This is a genomic window from Streptomyces sp. NPDC049627 (genome assembly GCF_044465645.1).
Taxonomy (GTDB): Bacteria; Actinomycetota; Actinomycetes; order Streptomycetales; family Streptomycetaceae; genus Streptomyces.
Map to the genome: position 1 here is coordinate 181,942 of NZ_JBITLW010000017.1, position 16,625 is coordinate 198,566.

General features: G+C 73.3%; 15 protein-coding genes and 5 tRNA genes. 7 read left to right on the top strand and 13 right to left on the bottom strand.

Features of this window, described 5'->3' with window-relative positions; genetic code table 11:
* Positions 1 to 66: 66 nt before the first annotated feature.
* Positions 67 to 249, bottom strand: coding sequence for a hypothetical protein (locus tag ACIBU0_RS37960; protein ID WP_398828003.1), 183 nt, complete (start codon positions 247 to 249; stop codon positions 67 to 69).
* A 141-nt stretch (positions 250 to 390) separates the two neighbouring features.
* Complete coding sequence (locus tag ACIBU0_RS37965; RefSeq protein ID WP_398827847.1) at positions 391 to 834, bottom strand: hypothetical protein; 444 nt, start codon at positions 832 to 834, stop codon at positions 391 to 393.
* A 189-nt stretch (positions 835 to 1,023) separates the two neighbouring features.
* Here ACIBU0_RS37965 and ACIBU0_RS37970 point away from each other — a divergent pair, with 189 nt between their 5' ends.
* The gene (locus tag ACIBU0_RS37970) at positions 1,024 to 1,551 is read left to right on the top strand and encodes a DsbA family protein (RefSeq protein WP_398827848.1); all 528 of its coding nucleotides are present in this window, start codon (positions 1,024 to 1,026) and stop codon (positions 1,549 to 1,551) included.
* Positions 1,552 to 1,558: 7 nt separating this feature from the next.
* Here the strand turns inward: ACIBU0_RS37970 and ACIBU0_RS37975 are convergent, their stop codons facing one another.
* From ACIBU0_RS37975 to ACIBU0_RS37985, 3 genes are read right to left on the bottom strand one after another with little or no spacing between them, the layout of a single operon-like run.
* The gene (locus tag ACIBU0_RS37975) at positions 1,559 to 2,383 is read right to left on the bottom strand and encodes a GNAT family N-acetyltransferase (RefSeq protein ID WP_398827850.1); all 825 of its coding nucleotides are present in this window, start codon (positions 2,381 to 2,383) and stop codon (positions 1,559 to 1,561) included.
* Positions 2,384 to 2,434: 51 nt separating this feature from the next.
* Positions 2,435 to 3,256 carry an aminotransferase class IV gene (locus tag ACIBU0_RS37980; RefSeq protein WP_398827852.1) on the bottom strand — a complete coding sequence of 274 codons (822 nt, stop codon included), beginning with the start codon at positions 3,254 to 3,256 and terminating at the stop codon, positions 2,435 to 2,437.
* Positions 3,253 to 4,299 carry a chorismate-binding protein gene (locus ACIBU0_RS37985; protein WP_398827854.1) on the bottom strand — a complete coding sequence of 349 codons (1,047 nt, stop codon included), beginning with the start codon at positions 4,297 to 4,299 and terminating at the stop codon, positions 3,253 to 3,255. The genes ACIBU0_RS37980 and ACIBU0_RS37985 overlap by 4 nt, the downstream gene beginning before the upstream one ends.
* Positions 4,300 to 4,477: 178 nt before the next feature.
* Here ACIBU0_RS37985 and ACIBU0_RS37990 point away from each other — a divergent pair.
* The 5 genes from ACIBU0_RS37990 to ACIBU0_RS38010 all read left to right on the top strand — a co-directional run bounded on the left by ACIBU0_RS37990 (position 4,478) and on the right by ACIBU0_RS38010 (position 4,944).
* A tRNA-Gly gene (locus ACIBU0_RS37990) sits at positions 4,478 to 4,550 on the top strand.
* A 38-nt stretch (positions 4,551 to 4,588) separates the two neighbouring features.
* Positions 4,589 to 4,662: transfer RNA gene (locus ACIBU0_RS37995), tRNA-Cys, on the top strand.
* A 1-nt stretch (position 4,663) separates the two neighbouring features.
* Positions 4,664 to 4,735, top strand: a tRNA-Val gene (locus ACIBU0_RS38000).
* A gap of 19 nt (positions 4,736 to 4,754) precedes the next feature.
* Positions 4,755 to 4,826: transfer RNA gene (locus tag ACIBU0_RS38005), tRNA-Val, on the top strand.
* 46 nt (positions 4,827 to 4,872) lie between these two features.
* Positions 4,873 to 4,944 (top strand) — tRNA-Val (locus ACIBU0_RS38010).
* A 52-nt stretch (positions 4,945 to 4,996) separates the two neighbouring features.
* Here the strand turns inward: ACIBU0_RS38010 and ACIBU0_RS38015 are convergent.
* The 4 genes from ACIBU0_RS38015 to ACIBU0_RS38030 form a co-directional block, all read right to left on the bottom strand.
* Complete coding sequence (locus ACIBU0_RS38015) at positions 4,997 to 5,290, bottom strand: zf-TFIIB domain-containing protein (protein ID WP_398827856.1); 294 nt, start codon at positions 5,288 to 5,290, stop codon at positions 4,997 to 4,999.
* Positions 5,291 to 5,370: 80 nt separating this feature from the next.
* Complete coding sequence (locus ACIBU0_RS38020) at positions 5,371 to 6,324, bottom strand: phosphotransferase family protein (protein ID WP_398827858.1); 954 nt, start codon at positions 6,322 to 6,324, stop codon at positions 5,371 to 5,373.
* A 564-nt stretch (positions 6,325 to 6,888) separates the two neighbouring features.
* The gene (locus ACIBU0_RS38025; RefSeq protein WP_234767846.1) at positions 6,889 to 7,086 is read right to left on the bottom strand and encodes a hypothetical protein; all 198 of its coding nucleotides are present in this window, start codon (positions 7,084 to 7,086) and stop codon (positions 6,889 to 6,891) included.
* A 240-nt stretch (positions 7,087 to 7,326) separates the two neighbouring features.
* Positions 7,327 to 7,572 carry a hypothetical protein gene (locus ACIBU0_RS38030; RefSeq protein ID WP_398827860.1) on the bottom strand — a complete coding sequence of 82 codons (246 nt, stop codon included), beginning with the start codon at positions 7,570 to 7,572 and terminating at the stop codon, positions 7,327 to 7,329.
* Between the two features lie 196 nt (positions 7,573 to 7,768).
* On the opposite strand from ACIBU0_RS38030, the gene ACIBU0_RS38035 reads away from it, so the two are divergent.
* Positions 7,769 to 9,190, top strand: coding sequence for a protein kinase (locus ACIBU0_RS38035; protein ID WP_398827999.1), 1,422 nt, complete (start codon positions 7,769 to 7,771; stop codon positions 9,188 to 9,190).
* 28 nt (positions 9,191 to 9,218) lie between these two features.
* Here ACIBU0_RS38035 and ACIBU0_RS38040 read toward each other — a convergent pair whose 3' ends face one another.
* The 4 genes from ACIBU0_RS38040 to cobT all read right to left on the bottom strand — a co-directional run bounded on the left by ACIBU0_RS38040 (position 9,219) and on the right by cobT (position 16,413).
* Positions 9,219 to 9,611 (bottom strand): NUDIX domain-containing protein, encoded by a 393-nt coding sequence (locus ACIBU0_RS38040; RefSeq protein WP_398827862.1) that lies wholly within the window; start codon positions 9,609 to 9,611, stop codon positions 9,219 to 9,221.
* An 11-nt stretch (positions 9,612 to 9,622) separates the two neighbouring features.
* On the bottom strand, positions 9,623 to 10,441 hold the full coding sequence (locus ACIBU0_RS38045; RefSeq protein WP_398827864.1) for a TrmH family RNA methyltransferase: 819 nt from the start codon (positions 10,439 to 10,441) through the stop codon (positions 9,623 to 9,625).
* A 63-nt stretch (positions 10,442 to 10,504) separates the two neighbouring features.
* On the bottom strand, positions 10,505 to 11,737 hold the full coding sequence (gene cobA, locus ACIBU0_RS38050; protein WP_398827866.1) for a uroporphyrinogen-III C-methyltransferase: 1,233 nt from the start codon (positions 11,735 to 11,737) through the stop codon (positions 10,505 to 10,507).
* A 251-nt stretch (positions 11,738 to 11,988) separates the two neighbouring features.
* Positions 11,989 to 16,413, bottom strand: a complete 4,425-nt coding sequence (gene cobT, locus ACIBU0_RS38055; protein ID WP_398827868.1) for a nicotinate-nucleotide--dimethylbenzimidazole phosphoribosyltransferase — start codon at positions 16,411 to 16,413, stop codon at positions 11,989 to 11,991.
* Between the last annotated feature and the right edge of the window lie 212 nt (positions 16,414 to 16,625).

Below are 16,625 nucleotides of genomic sequence, written 5' to 3' on the forward strand. Positions count from 1 at the left end.
CGAGCCGGCACGACAGGCCCGTCAACGCGGACCCCGGCGGGTGGCGCCGGGGGCCGCGGGTACGGCTCACAGCAGCAGCAGGTCGTGCAGCGCAGCCATGAGCAGCAGACACCCGATCACCGCAAGGAAGATCATCAGCGGTGGCTGGGAAAGGGCGAAGAGGCACCCGCGAGGCTCGTCCTGAGGTGGCGCGGCCTCGCTTTGAGTCGTGTCCAGCATCTCGCGGTGATGATGGCGCAGTTCCGCCACCTCGCGCGATCAACACGCCCGGAATGAGCGGGAGTTCGCCGGATTCCGCGATGTCCGGTTCGAGTCGTGATCACTTACGGGCGGGCAGCGACCCACTGTGTCGTTTCAGTCCTGGATGCGCGCGTCATATGCCGTGCCACTTCATATGCCGTGCTTCTTCAGGATGGCCTCGATGTCGCTGAAGTCGTCGCCGGCCTCGCCACGGGATGCGTTCGAAGGCCGGGTCGCCTGACGCCTGCCCGGGCCCAGTGAGGGCGCCGAGGCCTCCGGCGCCACCGCCTCGCGCCGCGTGGCGGCGCGGGCCTGCTTGCGTTCCTCGCGGGTGCCGCCGCGGCGGCGCTCCACCGCGCGCGTGCTCGCGAACAGCAGCCAGGACACGCCGAGGACTGCGAAACCCGCCCAGGCGGTCGGGCTGAACGCGGTGTCCGCCAGCCAGTCGACGACACCGGTCATCACCAGGCCCAGGGGCACCAGCGCATACGCGGCCGTCCGCGCGGCCGCGAGGAACCGCTTGCGGTACGCCGTGACCGCCGCGATGCCCAGGCCGGCCGCGGCGACGGCGGAACAGACGGTCTCGGCAATCATCCGGTCCTCCAGGCGGGCTGGGTCGAGGCCAGGGAGCGTGCCCTGGTCCCTTCCATCCTGCACCCCGGCCACCCCGCCGGGCCATGCCTGGGCCGGACATCAGGGACATCTCCGGGTCGTCTCCTCCGAAGGTGCCGGTGGGACCAGGTCGGATTGGGTCGTCCGCGCCCGGGCTGGGAGACTGGGGCCATGAGCGACTCCTCCCCCGACCGCCCCGCCGCCCCCGTCCTCGACGTCTGGTGCGAGCTGCAGTGCCCCGACTGCCGCACCGCTCTGGACGATCTCCGTGCCCTGCGCGCCCGTTACGGCGACCGGCTGGAGCTGCGGCTGCGGCACTTCCCGCTGGAGAAGCACAAGCACGCCTTCCCCGCCGCGCAGGCCGCCGAGGAGGCACTGGAGCGGGGGCGGGGCTGGGAGTACGTCGAGGCCGTGCTGGGCCGGGTCGAGGAGCTGGACCGTAAGGGAGAACCCTTCCTGGTCGAGGTGGCCCGGGAGCTCGGCCTGGACGCCGAGGAGCTCGACACCGCGCTCATCGACGGCCGGCACATCCTGATCGTCGACGCCGACCAGGCCGAGGGCAAGGCGATCGGCGTGACCGGCACCCCGACGTATGTGATCGGCGGCGAGCGCCTCGACGGCGGCAAGAGCCAGGAGGGCCTGCGCGAGCGCATCGAGGAGATCGCCGACCGGCTGCTGGCCGAGCAGACGGGCGCCTGACCGGCTGCTAGTGCAACGCCTTGTAGAGGGCGTACAGCGTCGTCCGGTAGCCGAGCGACTCGTAGAGCCGCTCGGCGGGGGTGTTGCCGGCGAAGACGTTGAGGCCGATGCCCCGGTGTCCGGCGACGATCGCCTGGACCTCGGCCAGCAGCATCAGCGTGCGGCCGTGTCCCTTGCCCCGGTGATCCGGGGCGGTCTCGACGTCGTAGACGAAGGCCTGTCCGTCGCGTACGCCGACCCACAGGGTGCCCACCGGCGTTCCCTCGTGCTCGAGGACGCTCAGGAACGTGTCCGGCGTGCTCAGCCCCTCCGGCAGGAGCGCCGCGTGGTCCCGCTCGGACTTGGCCCGGGCCTCGGCTTCCGGGACCCCGCGCTCGATCCAGCTGCGGAGGTGTCCCTCGTAGCTCTTCTCCAGCCACGATCCGTACTCGGCCTCCGTCATGGGCCGTGCGCGGCTGCCCGGGCGAAGATTGGGCGGGGTGTCGCCGAGGGGCTTCTCCATACCGCGGTTGCGGACGACGTAACCGAGTGCCGTGACGAGGCGCAGCGCCGGTACGGCGTCTCCGGGGACCGTCACCTCGATGCGCCGACAGCCCCAGCCGCGCGCCACCTCCTCCGCGGCGAGAGCGGCCACGGTGGCCCGGCCCCGCCGCCGGTCCGGTTCCTCGATCCGCAGCTCGGATATCCGGGCCACCGCATCGCCGAAAGCGGGATGTGTCCCCAGGTGGAGGTCGCCTACGGGACGGCCGTTCACGCACACCTGATAGCGGCGCGAACGGGTCCCGTCCTCATGGTGCTGAAGCGGCTCGGTCGGCCGCAGGGTCGTGGTCATCAGGGGTGTTCTACCCACAGTCCCGGTGCACGGCAGCCCATTTTTCCCGCCCTAGGGATCCAGGTCGTCCCCGGACCGCTCATCGAAGATCCGCATGGCCTTGGCGGTCACCGGCCCCGGTACGCCCGGCAGTTCGCGGTCGTCGACGCGGTGCACGGCCTGGACGTCCCGCAGGGTGGAGGTGAGGAAGACCTCCTCGGCCCGCTCCAGCACGTCCAGCGGCAGGTCCGTCTCCTTCGCGCCGGTCCACTCGATCGTCAACGCGCGCGTGATGCCCGCGAGACAGCCCGAGGCGAGCGGCGGCGTGTGGATCTCGCCGTCCAGGACGACGAAGACGTTCGACCCGGTGCCCTCGCAGAGTTGCCCGACCGTGTTGCCGAACAGGGCCTCGGTGGCGCCGTGTTGGTGGGCGCGGGCGAGGGCGACGACGTTCTCGGCGTACGAGGTCGTCTTCAGGCCGGTGACCGCGCCGCGTTCGTTGCGGGTCCACGGAACGGTGATCACGGCCGTGGAGTCGGCGTGCCGGGTGGTCTCGCCGAGCGCGACGACGAGGGTCGGGCCGTGATCGCCGCGGTCGGAGCCGAGGGGGCCGTGGCCGCCGGTGTAGGTGATGCGCAGCCGGCCGAGCGGCATCGGGTTGGCCTCGATGACCGCGGCGCAGGCGCGGCGGATCTCGTCGTGGTCGGGATCGGGCAGGCCGAGGCCGCGCGCGGAGCGCGTCAGCCGGTCGAGATGCCGGGTCAGCGCGAACGGGCGGCCGTCCACCGCCTTCACCGTCTCGAAGATGCCGTCGCCCACGGTCAGGCCGTGGTCGAAGACGGAGACACGGGCGGACTCGATGTTCTGCAGCCCGCCGTCGAGCCAGATCTTCACGTCGTCAGTCCCTCTCCACTCACCGCATACGCTCCCGACGCTACCGCGAGCAGCCGGGCCGCCTTCAGCTCGGTCTCCCGCCACTCCCCCTCGGGATCCGACCCCCAGGTGATCCCCGCGCCGGTACCGAAGCGCAGCATCCCCTCGCCCCGGTCGATCCAGAAGGTACGTATCCCGACGGCCAGCTCGCCGACGCCCCGGTCGGCGTCGACCCAGCCGATGCCGCCGCAGTACGGCCCTCGGGGCGCCGTCTCCAGCGCGTCGATGATCCGCAGAGCACTGGACTTCGGCGCGCCGGTGACCGAGCCGGGCGGGAAGGCGGCGTCGAGCAGCTCGGGCCAGCCGGCGCCGGCGCGCAGTTCGCCGCGCACCGTGGACACGAGATGGACGAGCCCCGGGTGCTTCTCGACGGCGCACAGGTCGGGGACGGTCACGGACCCGGTGGCACACACGCGGCCGATGTCGTTCCGCACGAGGTCCACGATCATCACGTTCTCGGCGTAGTCCTTCTCCAGCAGGTCCGCCTCGGTGCGCCCGGTGCCCTTGATCGGCCCGGACTCGACGACACGTCCGTCGCGCCGCAGGAAGAGCTCGGGGGACGCGGTGGCTATCTCGACCCCGTGCCCCGGGAGGCGGATCGTTCCTGCATACGGCGCCGGGTTGCCGCGGGCGAGCAGCGCGGTGAGGGAGTCCACATCGGCGCCCGGGCCGATCGGCGCGCTCAGGACCCTGCAGAGGTTCGCCTGGTAGACCTCTCCGGCCGCGATGTGCTCCCGGATGCGCCGTACGCCCGCCGTGTACGCGGAGCGGTCGAGGGAGGACGTCCAGTCACCGGCCGCCGGTCCGGTCCATGCGCCCGGCACCGGGGCAGGGACGGGCTCCTCTCGCACGTCACGGAAGCGGGCACAGGTCAGGCCGCCTTCGAAGTCGGCGCAGACGGCCCAGAAACCGCGGGAGTCCAGGGCCGCGGGATCGCTGGTGACATCGACGAGGCCGGTGGCGACGCGGGCGCCGAAGCGGGCGAGGGGAGCGAGGTCGAGCACGCAGTCGAGTCTATGGCCGGTGTCGCTCAGGTGACCTGGCCATGTCCCTTCGGGGAGCTTCGTCGGGTCCCTGAGCAGGCGCAGCGCAGCACGCTGCACAAACGCGTTTTTGTACTGGCCCCGGAATCCGCTAGAGTTCAACACGTCGCCGGGCCGCGGGAGCGGAACGAAACGACAAGCGGACGTAGCTCAGTTGGTAGAGCGCAACCTTGCCAAGGTTGAGGTCGCGAGTTCGAGCCTCGTCGTCCGCTCGAAGGAACAGGGGATCTTCCCGAACCCCTACACTCCTGGTGGAGTGGCCGAGAGGCGAGGCAACGGCCTGCAAAGCCGTCTACACGGGTTCAAATCCCGTCTCCACCTCCAAGGACGATTAGCTCAGCGGGAGAGCGCTTCCCTGACACGGAAGAGGTCACTGGTTCAATCCCAGTATCGTCCACTGGATCTTAGGATCCCCCGCGCGATTAGCTCAGCGGGAGAGCGCTTCCCTGACACGGAAGAGGTCACTGGTTCAATCCCAGTATCGCGCACGCAGTGCCCCGTGATCTTCTGCTCGGCAGCCGGTCGCGGTCCCGAGGACGATTAGCTCAGCGGGAGAGCGCTTCCCTGACACGGAAGAGGTCACTGGTTCAATCCCAGTATCGTCCACACGCTGAAGCCCCCGGTCTACGACCGGGGGCTTCTTTCTGCTCGGTCCGCCTCAGCTGGAGAACAGCATGTGGCCGAAGCTCTTGTGGCGCTGGTGGCCGTAGTGGCCGCCGTGGTGACCGCCGTGCGGGGCGCCCCAGGCGGGTGCCTGAGGGGCGGGGGCCGGGTAGGCCTGCGGGGCGGCCGGAGGCGGCGGGGCCGGCTGGGACCACTGGGACTCCAGGCGGGTCAGCGCCTCCAGCTCGCCGTAGTCGAGAAAGATCCCACGGCAGCCGCTGCACTGCTCGATCTGGACGCCGTTGCGGTTGTACGTGTGCATCGGCGCATGGCACTTCGGACACTGCATGGTCGGCTCAACTCCTCGCCGGTCGGTCCTGCTTCGTGTATCGCCAGGACAGACTCTGTCCGGCTGCGGTCGGTTGCACCCTACTTCGCGTATCCGGGGGTCAACTCAGGGGGGAAGGACGCCATTCGGTCACATGCGTCGACAAGGCACTGCTCGGCCTCGTCCAAGGGGCGCCCTCCGGCCACCGCCTTGGTGATCGCCCGGGCGGCGGTCTGCACGGTGAGGGCGCGGGCCGGAACGTCCAGGGCGGGCCACGGGTCGCCGTCGGCGGGGACGGCCGGGCCGCGGGCAGCGCGGTACGCGGTCAGGAAGCGGCTCCACTCCTCGGGCGGCAGCAGTCCGCAGGCGTACCAAGCGGCCGGCCGCCCGAGGTCCCAGGCCGGCACGCCCACGCCGAGGTCATCGACGTCGATGAGCAGCCAAGGGCCGTCCGGGGCGGGGTGACGCACGAGTTGGCCGAGGTGGAGGTCGCCGTGGCAGAGGGTGGCCGTATCGGGCTGGGGGGCCTCGGCGCGGGCCCATGCGGGAAGGGTGTCCCAGGCGCGGAGGACGGCTGTCGCGCCGGCGGTCGTTTCCGCGTCCGTGGCGGCGAGGGCGCGGAGGCGGGATACGGCGAGGGCGGCTTTGACGGGGCCGCGCATCGGAGGCAGGGGGGTGGGTGCGGGGGTGCGATGGAGGCGGGCGAGGAGGGTTGCTGCTGCTTCCCAGGGGGCGGCGTCGGGGTCGTCCGGGTCCACGGGGATGCCGTAGGGCCAGAAGGTCACCAGCCGGCCGTGCAGATCTGCGGGCGTGGGGCCGAGCGGGGGCAGGAAGAGGCCGGGGAGGTGTGTGGCGGCGGTCAGGCGGGGGGTCAGGCCGGCAGCGGTGACGCCCCGGGCGTGGGCCTTGGCGACCGTGTCGGCGTGCCGGACGACGGTGGCGTCGGGGCGGTCGGCGAGCGTGACCGTTGCTCCGCAGGGACAGGCGGATGTGCGGGAGTGAGCCGCGGCTTCGGCTCGGGCGGTGAGGTCGGGGAGGAGAGGGCTCGGGGTCACTGGGGTCCCTTGGGTGCGGATGCTTTGGGGGCGAGGGTACGGGGGTGGGGGCGGCGGGTTTGCCGGGCACCCGGCGTGGGGGCTGGGCGGGGGTGGGTCGCGCAGCCCGGCGCCGGCGGGGTGCCGGCTGCGCCCACACGTGCCGCCCCAGCGGCACGACTGCCCGCAGGCTACGCAGGCGGGCTGGCGGGCTGGCGGGCTGGCGGGCTGGAGGGCTGGCGGGCTGGCGGGCTGGCGGGCTGGCGGGCTGGCGGGCTGGCGGGCTGGCGGGCTGGCGGGCTGCTGCGGTGTACAGGATCACGCGCATCCAACGCACAGGCCACACCCACGTGATCACACGCACCACAACCCACCTGTGACCACAGCAACCAATAATTGAGCAACCCCCACGGCGAGCAACCACGTCCGCGAGAGCGGCGCCGGTTTAGGCGCAAAGACGACGCAATGCCGGCGCAGCTCCCCAGCTGCGCCGGCATTTGTGCCGTCCGCCGCACCCCCGTCCCCACGGGGTTTCATGGGTGGATGTCCCCGCCCGGACCGCTCTTCCGGGCCTGGGGTCGCCGCTCAGCGCCCCAGCATCACGCCCACGGACGACGCCTGTGTGGCCACTGTCTCCCAGCCGTCGAAGACGAGGAGGAGAAGGGCCGCCAGGGGAAGGGCCATGAGCGTCGCCACCAGCGGGTGGCGGCGGCCCTGGCGGCGGGGGCGCAGCAGCGTGCGCTCCTGCATACGGATCAGTGTCCGCGGTGCCGTCTGGGCCATGGTCCCTCTCCTGACCTGTGTCGGTTGTCGTTGGCAGCGGCGGGTGTCTGACCTCGGGGGACGAGTGCTGCACCCGCCGCTTGACCTCAAATCTAGGCGGCCGGGCCACCCCCGGCGTCATGCCCTCGTACCGATTGCCGGGCCTCCCCGAGGATGAGCCATCACCTGCGGAGTACTCCCCTGGGTGGAGACGGGGACCTAGGTCTCGGGGTCTTCCCGGAGGGGACGTCTGGCGTGCCCCTATTTGTCCGCGCTTTTCTCCGAGCCGTCCTCCCTCGGCACCGGCTGTTCGACCAGCGCGAGGACCCGGTTCGCCATGAAGCGGGCCGTACGCACCACCGAGCCGTTCCGGGTGACTTCGCTCACTTCCACGACACCTCGGCGCACCGCCGTCTCCACCCGGCGACCCGCCCTGCTCGCCACCGCCTCGTACGTGCGCGTCGTGTCCCCTGCGTCCACGACTATCTCCACGCGATCACCCTTCACGGGCTCAATCCCCCTTCTGTGACGGATGGTTGGAGGCCGAGCCAGGCCGAAGTCGCCCTGCTCACCCGCCCCCTGACCACCCTTCAAGTCTCCCACCCCCCACTGACAATCCATCGCCCCGAGAGGGCGCGGCCTCTGCGCACGGCGGCCCGTGGAAACGTAAGCTGTGGCTCGTCAGACGGACCGGGCAGCGGGGATGAACATGGCGATGATGCGCCTGAGGCGCGAGGACCCGCGCGTCGTCGGCTCGTTCAGGCTTCACAGACGGCTGGGCGCGGGCGGCATGGGCGTCGTCTACCTGGGCTCCGACAAGAAGGGGCAGCGGGTCGCGCTGAAGGTGATCCGGCCCGACCTGGCGGAGGACCAGGAGTTCCGCTCGCGGTTCGCGCGTGAGGTCTCGGCGGCACGGCGCATTCGCGGCGGCTGTACGGCACGGCTCGTGGCCGCCGACCTGGAGGCGGACCGCCCCTGGTTCGCCACCCAGTACGTACCCGGCCCCTCCCTGCACGACAAGGTCGCCGACGAGGGCCCCCTCGGCGCGGCGGAGGTCGCCGTCATCGGCGCCGCCCTGTCCGAGGGCCTGGTCGCCGTGCACGAGGCCGGGGTCGTGCACCGGGATCTGAAGCCCTCCAACATCCTGCTGTCCCCCAAGGGCCCGCGGATCATCGACTTCGGCATCGCCTGGGCGACGGGCGCCTCGACGCTCACCCATGTCGGCACGGCGGTCGGCTCCCCCGGCTTCCTGGCTCCGGAACAGGTGCGCGGCGCCGCCGTCACCCCGGCCACGGACGTCTTCTCCCTCGGCGCCACGCTCGCGTACGCGTCGATGGCCGACTCACCCTTCGGGCACGGCAGTTCGGAAGTGATGCTGTACCGCGTCGTGCACGAGGAGCCGCAGCTGCACGGCGTACCGGACGCCCTGGCTCCGCTCGTGCGGGCGTGTCTGGCGAAGGACCCGGAGGAGCGGCCGAGCACGCTGCAGCTGTCGCTGCGGCTCAAGGAGATCGCGGCCCGGGAGGCGCAGGGCCTGTCCGACGTACGCCCGCCCGCGCCGCGCTCCGCGGAGGCGGACCGCCCGACCGGGCGGCTCGTCGACACCTACGCCGACCAGCAGCGCGCCCAGCGCCGCCCGCAGGGCACTCCCCCACCGCGCGGCATCGGCATGCCGCGGGGCGGCGGCGCCTCGCGCGGACCCGGCCCCGCGCGCGACGGGGGCGCGTCGAGGGGCGGCAGCGCCCCGCACAGCGGTACGGCGTCGTCCCGGTCCGGGACTCGGCCGACGCCCTCCTCGCGGAACACGCCGCGTTCGGGCAACGGCAACCGGCCCCCCGCCCCGCGCAGTGGTACGAGCCGGCCGGCGCCGCGGAACACGGGGACGGGGCGGCGGCCCGCCAACCCGCAGCTGCTGCGGCAGCGGCTGTTCGTGTTCGTCGTGGTGACCCTGCTGGTGGCGCTCGGCATCGCCGCGGCGCAGGGCTGCCAGGGCCCGGACCGTGGGCTCGGCAGCGACGGGGACGTCGTACGGCAGCGGCAGGAGCAGGTGGGCCCGGACCACTCGCCGCTCGACGGGGACCCGATGTCCGATCAGTACGAGACGACGTTCGACATCTCCGAGTAGCCCGTGCCGCCATGCGGCACGACCGGCCTCACAGGTCGGGCAGGATCCGTTCGAAGAACTCCCGGTCGCCGTCGAAGACGGGGTCCAGGGACAGGAACTCCTCCGGCGTGACCCAGCGCGCTTCGCCGACCTCGTCCGGGTCGGGGACCACCTCTCCGGTCTCGGCCCGTGCGATCCACCAGTGCAGGCGGAAGCGGCCGTCGTCGGTCTCGGACTCCCATACCTTCGCCAGGGGTACGACGGTGAGGCCGACCTCCTCCTGCACCTCGCGGACGACGGCCTCCCGCTGGCTCTCCCCCGGCTCGATCCTGCCGCTGAGGGGCTGCCAGTAGCCGGGGCGTGCGACGGCGGGGCCGCGGCGGATGGCGAGGACGCGGTCGGCGCGCAGCAGGACGGCGACGATCGCCTCGCGCTGCGCCATCGCCGTAAGTCCTAGACCTGGGGGCGGCCCGTGGCCACCGCGTAGAAGGCGACCGCGGCCGCCGCGCCGACGTTGAGGGAGTCGACGCCGTGGGCCATCGGGATGCGCACCCATTCGTCGGCGGCGACCAGGGCCTGGGTGGAGAGGCCGTCGCCCTCCGCGCCGAGCATGAGGGCCACCCGTTCCATCCTGTGCGGGGCGGCCTCGTCGAGGGTCTTGGCCTTCTCGTCGGGGGTGAGGGCGAGCAGGGTGAAGCCGGCCTCGCGGACCGACTCCAGGCCCTTGGGCCAGGTCTCCAGGCGGGCGTAGGGGACGGAGAAGACGGCGCCCATCGAGACCTTCACGCTGCGGCGGTAGAGGGGGTCGGCGCAGTCGGGCGACAACAGCACCGCGTCCATGCCGAGGGCCGCCGCCGAGCGGAAGATGGCGCCGATGTTGGTGTGGTCGTTGACCGACTCCATCACCACCACCCGGCGGGCGGACTGGAGGAGTTCGGTGGCGGTCGGCAGCGGCTTGCGTTGCATGGAGGCGAGCGCTCCGCGGTGCACGTGGTAGCCGGTGACCTGTTCGGCGAGGTCCGGGCTGACCGCGTACACCGGGGCCGGGAGCTCGTCGATGACGTCGCGCATGACGTCGACCCACTTGGCCGAGAGCAGCATCGACCGCATCTCGTAGCCGGCTTCCTTCGCCCGTCTGATCACCTTCTCGCCCTCGGCGATGAACAGGCCCTCCGCCGGCTCGCGCTTGCGGCGCAGTTCGACGTCGGTCAGGCCCGTGTAGTCGCGCAGGCGCGGGTCGTCGGGGTCATCGACGGTGATGAGATCGGCCACAGGGTGATACTGCCTTGTCCTGGGTGCGGTGCCAACGGCTTGGGACGGTCGGGTTACCCGCGGTTACGCGGAAGGGTTCGGTCCGACGTTCACGACCTCGCCGATGACGATGACCGCCGGGGGCTTCACGTCCTGGGTCCGTACGGTCTCCGCGACCGTCGCCAGGGTCGCGTCGACGCGGCGCTGGGCGGCCGTCGTGCCCTCCTGGACCAGGGCGACCGGTGTGTCGGCGGACTTGCCGTGCGCGACGAGAGTCTCGGCGATCTTGCCGATCTTGTCGACACCCATGAGGATCACGAGAGTCCCGGTCAGCTTGGCGAGGGACGGCCAGTCGACGAGGGAACGCTCGTCGTCGGGGGCCACGTGGCCGCTGACCACGGTGAACTCGTGCGCCACGCCCCGGTGGGTGACCGGGATGCCGGCCGCGCCCGGAACCGAGATCGAGCTGGAGATACCGGGGACCACCGTGCAGGGGATGCCGGCTTCGGCGAGGGCCTGCAGCTCCTCCATACCGCGGCCGAAGACGTACGGGTCGCCGCCCTTCAGCCGAACGACCGACTTGCCCTGCTTGGCGTGCTCGATCAGGGCGTTGTTGATGGCCTCCTGGGCCATGAAGCGGCCGTACGGGATCTTCGCCGCGTCGATCACCTCGACGTGCGGCGGGAGTTCGGCGAGCAGGTCGCGCGGGCCGAGCCGGTCGGCGATGACGACGTCGGCCTCGGCGAGGAGGCGGCGCCCGCGGACGGTGATCAGGTCCGGGTCGCCCGGGCCGCCGCCGACCAGGGCGACGCCGGGGGTACGGGTGCGGTGGTGGGGGGCGACGAGGGTGCCGTCGCGCAGGCCCTCGACGACCGCGTCGCGGATGGCGGCGGTGTGGCGGGGGTCGCGGCCGCGGGCGCTGGTGGTGAGGACGGCGACCGTGACGCCCTCGCTGTGGCCGGTGGCGGGGGTCCAGGCGGTGGCCGCGTCGGCGTCGTCGGAGCGGACGCACCAGACGCGGTGGCGCTCCGCTTCGGCCGAGGCCCGGGTGTTCGCCTCCTTGTCGCCGGTGGCGATCAGGGCGTACCAGGCGTCGGCGAGGTCGCCGTCCGCGTAGGGGCGCCGTTCCCAGGTGATCTCGCCGGCGTCCGCCATGGCCTCGACCGAAGGGGTCGCCTCGGGCGATACGAGGAGGATGTCCGCACCTGCCGCGATCAGTGCCGGGAGGCGGCGCTGGGCGACCTGGCCGCCGCCGAGGACGACCACTTTGCGGCCGGTGAGGCGGAGGCCTACGGGGTAGGCGGGGTTTTCGGCCATGAGGTGCGGCTCCTCGGACAGGCAGTGCGGTGGCTTGCAGGCCTCTGACGTGCGGATTTTACGGGGTGGGCGTGGTGGGCGGCACAGGTGTCCGGTGGCTGAGCATCGTGGCCGGGTGCGGGTGCGTGGGCTGTGCCCACCCTCCCCCACTCTCGGCTTCGCTCGAGCGGGGGGACCCCCATCGCCCTGCGGAACGACTTCCCACAGCCCCACGGGCAGCCGTACGCAGCCTCCCCGCGTCCCGGCAACCGCTACTTCTCAGTTACCCCCGCCGAATCGAACGTCGCCACCTCGTGCATCGCCCTGGCCGTGCTCTGGACCAGCGGCAGGGCCAGCAGTGCGCCCGTGCCCTCGCCCAGTCTCAGGTCCAGGTCGACCAGGGGGCGCAGGCCGAGCTTGTTGAGGGCGGCCACGTGGCCGGGCTCGGCGCTGCGGTGGCCGGCGATGCAGGCGGCCAGGACCTCCGGGGCGATCGCGCGGGCCACCAGGGCGGCGGCGCCGGCGCTGACGCCGTCCAGGATCACCGGGGTGCGCAGGGAGGCGCCGCCCAGCAGGAGGCCGACCATCGCGGCGTGTTCGAAGCCGCCGATCGCGGCGAGGACGCCGATGGGGTCGGCCGGGTCGGGCTGGTGGACCTCGATGGCGCGGCGGACGACCTCGGTCTTGCGGGCGAGGGTCTCGTCGTTGATGCCGGTGCCGCGGCCCGTCACCTCGGCCGGGTCGGTGTCGGTGAAGACGGAGATCAGGGCCGCCGACGCGGTCGTGTTGGCGATGCCCATCTCACCCGTGAGCAGGGCCTTGTTGCCGGCCGCCACCAGGTCACGGGCCGTCTCGATGCCGACCTCGATGGCCTGCTTGGCCTCCTCGCGGGTCATCGCGGGGCCGGTGGTCATGTCGGAGGTGCCCGCGCGGACCTTGCGCGGCAGGAGGCCGGGGGTGGCCGGGAGGTCGGCCGCCACGCCCACGTCCACGACGCAGACCTCAGCGCCCACCTGGCCCGCGAAGGCGTTGCAGACCGCTCCGCCGCCCAGGAAGTTGGCCACCATCTGGGCGGTGACCTCCTGCGGCCAGGGAGTGACGCCCTGGGCGTGCACGCCGTGGTCGCCGGCGAAGATCGCGACGGCCGCGGGCTCCGGGATCGGCGGCGGGCACTGGCGGGACAGCCCGGACAACTGCGCGGAGATGATCTCCAGCATGCCGAGCGCGCCGGCCGGCTTGGTCATCCGCTTCTGCCGCTCCCAGGCCTCGCCGAGCGCCTTGGCGTCCAGCGGGCGGATCTGCGCGACGGTCTCGGCGAGCAGGTCGTGCGGCTCCTCGCCGGGCAGGGCACGGCGGCCGTACGTCTCCTCGTGCACGACCCACGACAGCGGGCGGCGCTTGGACCAGCCGGCCTGCATCAGCTCGGGCTCGTCCGGGAACTCGTCGACGTACCCGACGCACAGGTAGGCGATGACCTCCAGGTGCTCGGGCAGGCCGAGGGCGCGGACCATCTCGCGCTCGTCGAAGAAGCTGACCCAGCCGACGCCGAGGCCCTCGGCGCGCGCGGCGAGCCAGAGGTTCTCGACGGCGAGCGCGGCGGAGTACGGCGCCATCTGGGGCTGGGTGTGCCGGCCGAGGGTGTGGCGGCCGCCGCGGGTCGGGTCGGCGGTGACGACGATGTTGACCGGGGTGTCGAGGATGGCCTCGATCTTCAGTTCCTTGAACTGCTTGGCCCGGCCCTTGGGGAGGGACTTGGCGTACGCCTCGCGCTGGCGCTGGGCCAGTTCGTGCATGGTGCGCCGGGTCTCGGCCGAGCGGATGACGACGAAGTCCCAGGGCTGCGAGTGGCCCACGGAGGGCGCGGTGTGGGCGGCCTCCAGGACGCGGAGCAGCACCTCGTGCGGGATCGGGTCGCTGCGGAAGCCGTTGCGGATGTCGCGGCGCTCGCGCATGACCTTGAGGACGGCCTCGCGCTCGGCGTCGTCGTAGGCGGGCGCGGCGGGGCCGGTGGACTGACGTGCTTCTTCCACTGGGGCCGTGCTCTCTTCCTGGTGGTCTTCCTGGTCGGCGGCCCGGGTGTCCAGGTCCTCCGCGTGCTGGACGACGTCGGGGTCGCCCTCGCGGGGTGCGGGGACCGGGGCGACGGAGGCCGGGGCCTCCTCGGCGGGCAGGACGGTCGGCCGCGGCGGGGTCGGCGCGAGGTGCGGGGCGGTCGGCACCGAGCCCTCGACCGGGACGAACTGGCCGAGGGGCTGCTCGGGCGTGGGCTCCAGAGGGGTGCCGGACGGGAGGACGGCCGTGGCCTCTCCCTGGCCGGACTCCACGGGCCCGACGGGCTGTTGGGCCGGGCCCTGCGGGGCCTGCGTGGACTGGGCCGCGGGCTGGAGCTGCGGTCCGGCGGGTACGGCGACGAACGGCTCGGGGGCCTCGGCCGGTGCGGCATCCGTCGGGGCGGGCTGCGGGGCGGCGGTGTCCGGTGTGAGCGCGTCCGGGGCGGAGGGCTCGGCAGCGGGGTCCGAGGCGGCGGCCGCGGCGAGTGGCTGGGGGGCCTCGGCCGACTCGGGGGTCGCGTCCGGGGTCTGCTGGGCGGCCGGCACCTGGGACGAGGGGGCCGCGGTGTGAGCATCCGCCTCGGGGGCCGTCTCCCCGGCGACCGCGGCCTGCGCTGCGACGGCTGCGTCGGCGTCCACGGGGACGCCGTCCTGCACCGGCTGCGGGACCTGGGCCAGGTTCGGGTCCGCCACGGCAGCGGGGGCCTGCTGCGGGTCGTGAGCGGGTTGTGCGGCCGCGGTGGAGGGCTCGGTCTGCTGCTGGGCGGCCTGCTCGGCGTCCGAGGGCTCCGGCGTCGATGCGTGCGTGACGGCCGCGGAGGCGTCCTGGGTGGGCTGTGCCGCCTGTCCGACCTGCTCGGCGTCCCCGGGCTCGGGGGCCTGGGCCGCTTCGGGTGCCGTCGGGTCGGCAACGGCCTCGGGGGTCGGCTGGACCTGGACCGAGGCGGCGCTGTCGACTCCGGCCTCGGCAACCTCGACGGCGGGGGCAACCTCGACGGCTGGGGCAACCTCGGGGGCAGACTCTTCGGTGCCCTGGACAGGAGCCTCGGGCACGGCAGCGTCGGCGGCCTGAACAGCCTCGGAGGACGGAACCTCGGGGGCCTGATCGGCATCGGCAGCGGGCGTCTCGGACATCGGTGCTCCTTCAGGAGCGGGCGCTGCGACGCCCTGAGTCGCATCGGGGGCGGGGTCTGTCACGGCCTGGACCGCATCGGGCGCAACCTCTGCCAGGGCCTGGACCGCATCAGGAGCGGGCGCTGCGACGGCCTGGACGGCATCAGGGGTGGGCTCCGCGACGGCCTGCACGGCCTCGGGGGCCGGCGCTTCGGAGACGTCCGCGGTCTCAGCCGCAGCAGCCTCGCCGTGCTGCGCCGCCACAGGCACGGCCCCGCCGGAAACCTCGGCAGCCTCGGCCACGGGCACAGTGGACGCCTCGGCGTCCGCACCCGCAGCGACACCCACAGCCCGCGCGCCCTCGGCCGCAGCATCGGCGACCGGGGCGCCCTCGGCACCCGGCACCCCCGCCGCAGCCTGCGCGGGCTCGATGCCCTGCCCGGCCTCGGGTGCGTCGCCGACTCCCGGGCCCTGTACGGCATTCGCGGCACCGGTCACGCCGGGCACCTGCCCGGCGTTCTCGGCCCCACTCACCGGAACGTCTCCGCCCTCAGCACCGGACGGACCCGCCTCTGCCGCTCCAGCCCCGGAGCCGGCGGTCTCGTGCGCGGCCACCGGCAGCTGACCGGCATCCTGGCCCTGCCCTGCCTCCGCGCCCGGCACCTGCCCGGCACCCGGCATCCCCCCGGCGTCGGCCGCAGGCCCCGTGCCCGGAGCGTCACCGGACTGCGCACCCGGGTCCGCACCGGCGACCGGCGCGGCGTCGGGGATGGGCGGCACCGGACCGGCGGGCGCACCCTCGTGCGGTACGGCCGCACCCGGTACGCCACCCTGCGGAGCGTCCGCGACGGCCGGCGCGGCATCCGGCACACCCTGGGGAGCGCCACCCGTGGCCACGGCCTCCGTGGCGACCCGAGCCACCACGGCCTGCGCCGCGCCCATCGGCTGCCCGGCCGGAACAACCGTTTCGGCAGCCGCCGCCTCGGCGCTCACCGGCGCCGGGGCCGGAGCCTGGGCGGCCTGGGCGGGGGCGCTCCAGGGCGCCGCCGCCTGCGGAACCGACGCCTCGCGGTGCTGCGGGGCGTCGAGGTACTCGGGGCCGGCCGCACCGGGCCGCCCCGCGGGTGCGCCGACGGCGCCGCGGTCGGCGAGGGAGCGGACCGGACTGGCGGAGGCGTCGGGGATGGGCGGCCCGAGATGCAGCGGGCGCCGCGGGGTGATCGGTGGAATCGGCGTCGTGGGGGCCGTGGGGCCCGGCACGCGGACGGCGCTGAGGTCGACCGAGCCGCTGTCGCGGCCGGAGAGCTCGTGCGGGCCCGGCTCGTGCAGGGCCTCGACGACCGGCTCCGGCGCGGGCGGGGCGACCTCGTTGCCCCAGGCGCCCTGGGAGCCGGGCAGCAGCAGGTCTTCGTCCTCGGCGGTGGTCTCGGAGAGGTAGGTGTACGCACCGTGCGCCGCGGGGGCGCCCGGCTGCTCCACCATGCCTGCGCTCTCCGGCAGTCCCTCGCCCGGGACCTGGCCGGTGTCGGTCATGCGTACCCCTCGCCCATCGGTTAGTGCTCCTACGACCAGCTCACCCGGGAACGGCGCACCGACCGCCCCCGCAGTGAAGAACGAGCGTGCGTGCCCAGCGGCACGAACGACCCGCCCAAAAAAGGCGACAAAGCCATTGAGTGGCATTGTCGTGGCCGTTCGGCCGTCGCGACAGGTTGATCCGCGACAGGCCGCTGTGGACTGCGCCACGT

Excerpts from the sequence above, each read along its gene's own strand:
- ACIBU0_RS37965 (WP_398827847.1), bottom strand. The coding sequence starts at position 834 with ATGATTGCCGAGACCGTCTGTTCCGCCGTCGCCGCGGCCGGCCTGGGC.
- ACIBU0_RS37970 (WP_398827848.1), top strand. The coding sequence starts at position 1,024 with ATGAGCGACTCCTCCCCCGACCGCCCCGCCGCCCCCGTCCTCGACGTC.
- ACIBU0_RS37975 (WP_398827850.1), bottom strand. The coding sequence starts at position 2,383 with ATGACCACGACCCTGCGGCCGACCGAGCCGCTTCAGCACCATGAGGAC.
- ACIBU0_RS38015 (WP_398827856.1), bottom strand. The coding sequence starts at position 5,290 with ATGCAGTGTCCGAAGTGCCATGCGCCGATGCACACGTACAACCGCAAC.
- ACIBU0_RS38025 (WP_234767846.1), bottom strand. The coding sequence starts at position 7,086 with ATGGCCCAGACGGCACCGCGGACACTGATCCGTATGCAGGAGCGCACG.
- ACIBU0_RS38035 (WP_398827999.1), top strand. The coding sequence starts at position 7,769 with ATGAACATGGCGATGATGCGCCTGAGGCGCGAGGACCCGCGCGTCGTC.
- ACIBU0_RS38040 (WP_398827862.1), bottom strand. The coding sequence starts at position 9,611 with ATGGCGCAGCGCGAGGCGATCGTCGCCGTCCTGCTGCGCGCCGACCGC.
- cobA (WP_398827866.1), bottom strand. The coding sequence starts at position 11,737 with ATGGCCGAAAACCCCGCCTACCCCGTAGGCCTCCGCCTCACCGGCCGC.
- cobT (WP_398827868.1), bottom strand. The coding sequence starts at position 16,413 with ATGACCGACACCGGCCAGGTCCCGGGCGAGGGACTGCCGGAGAGCGCA.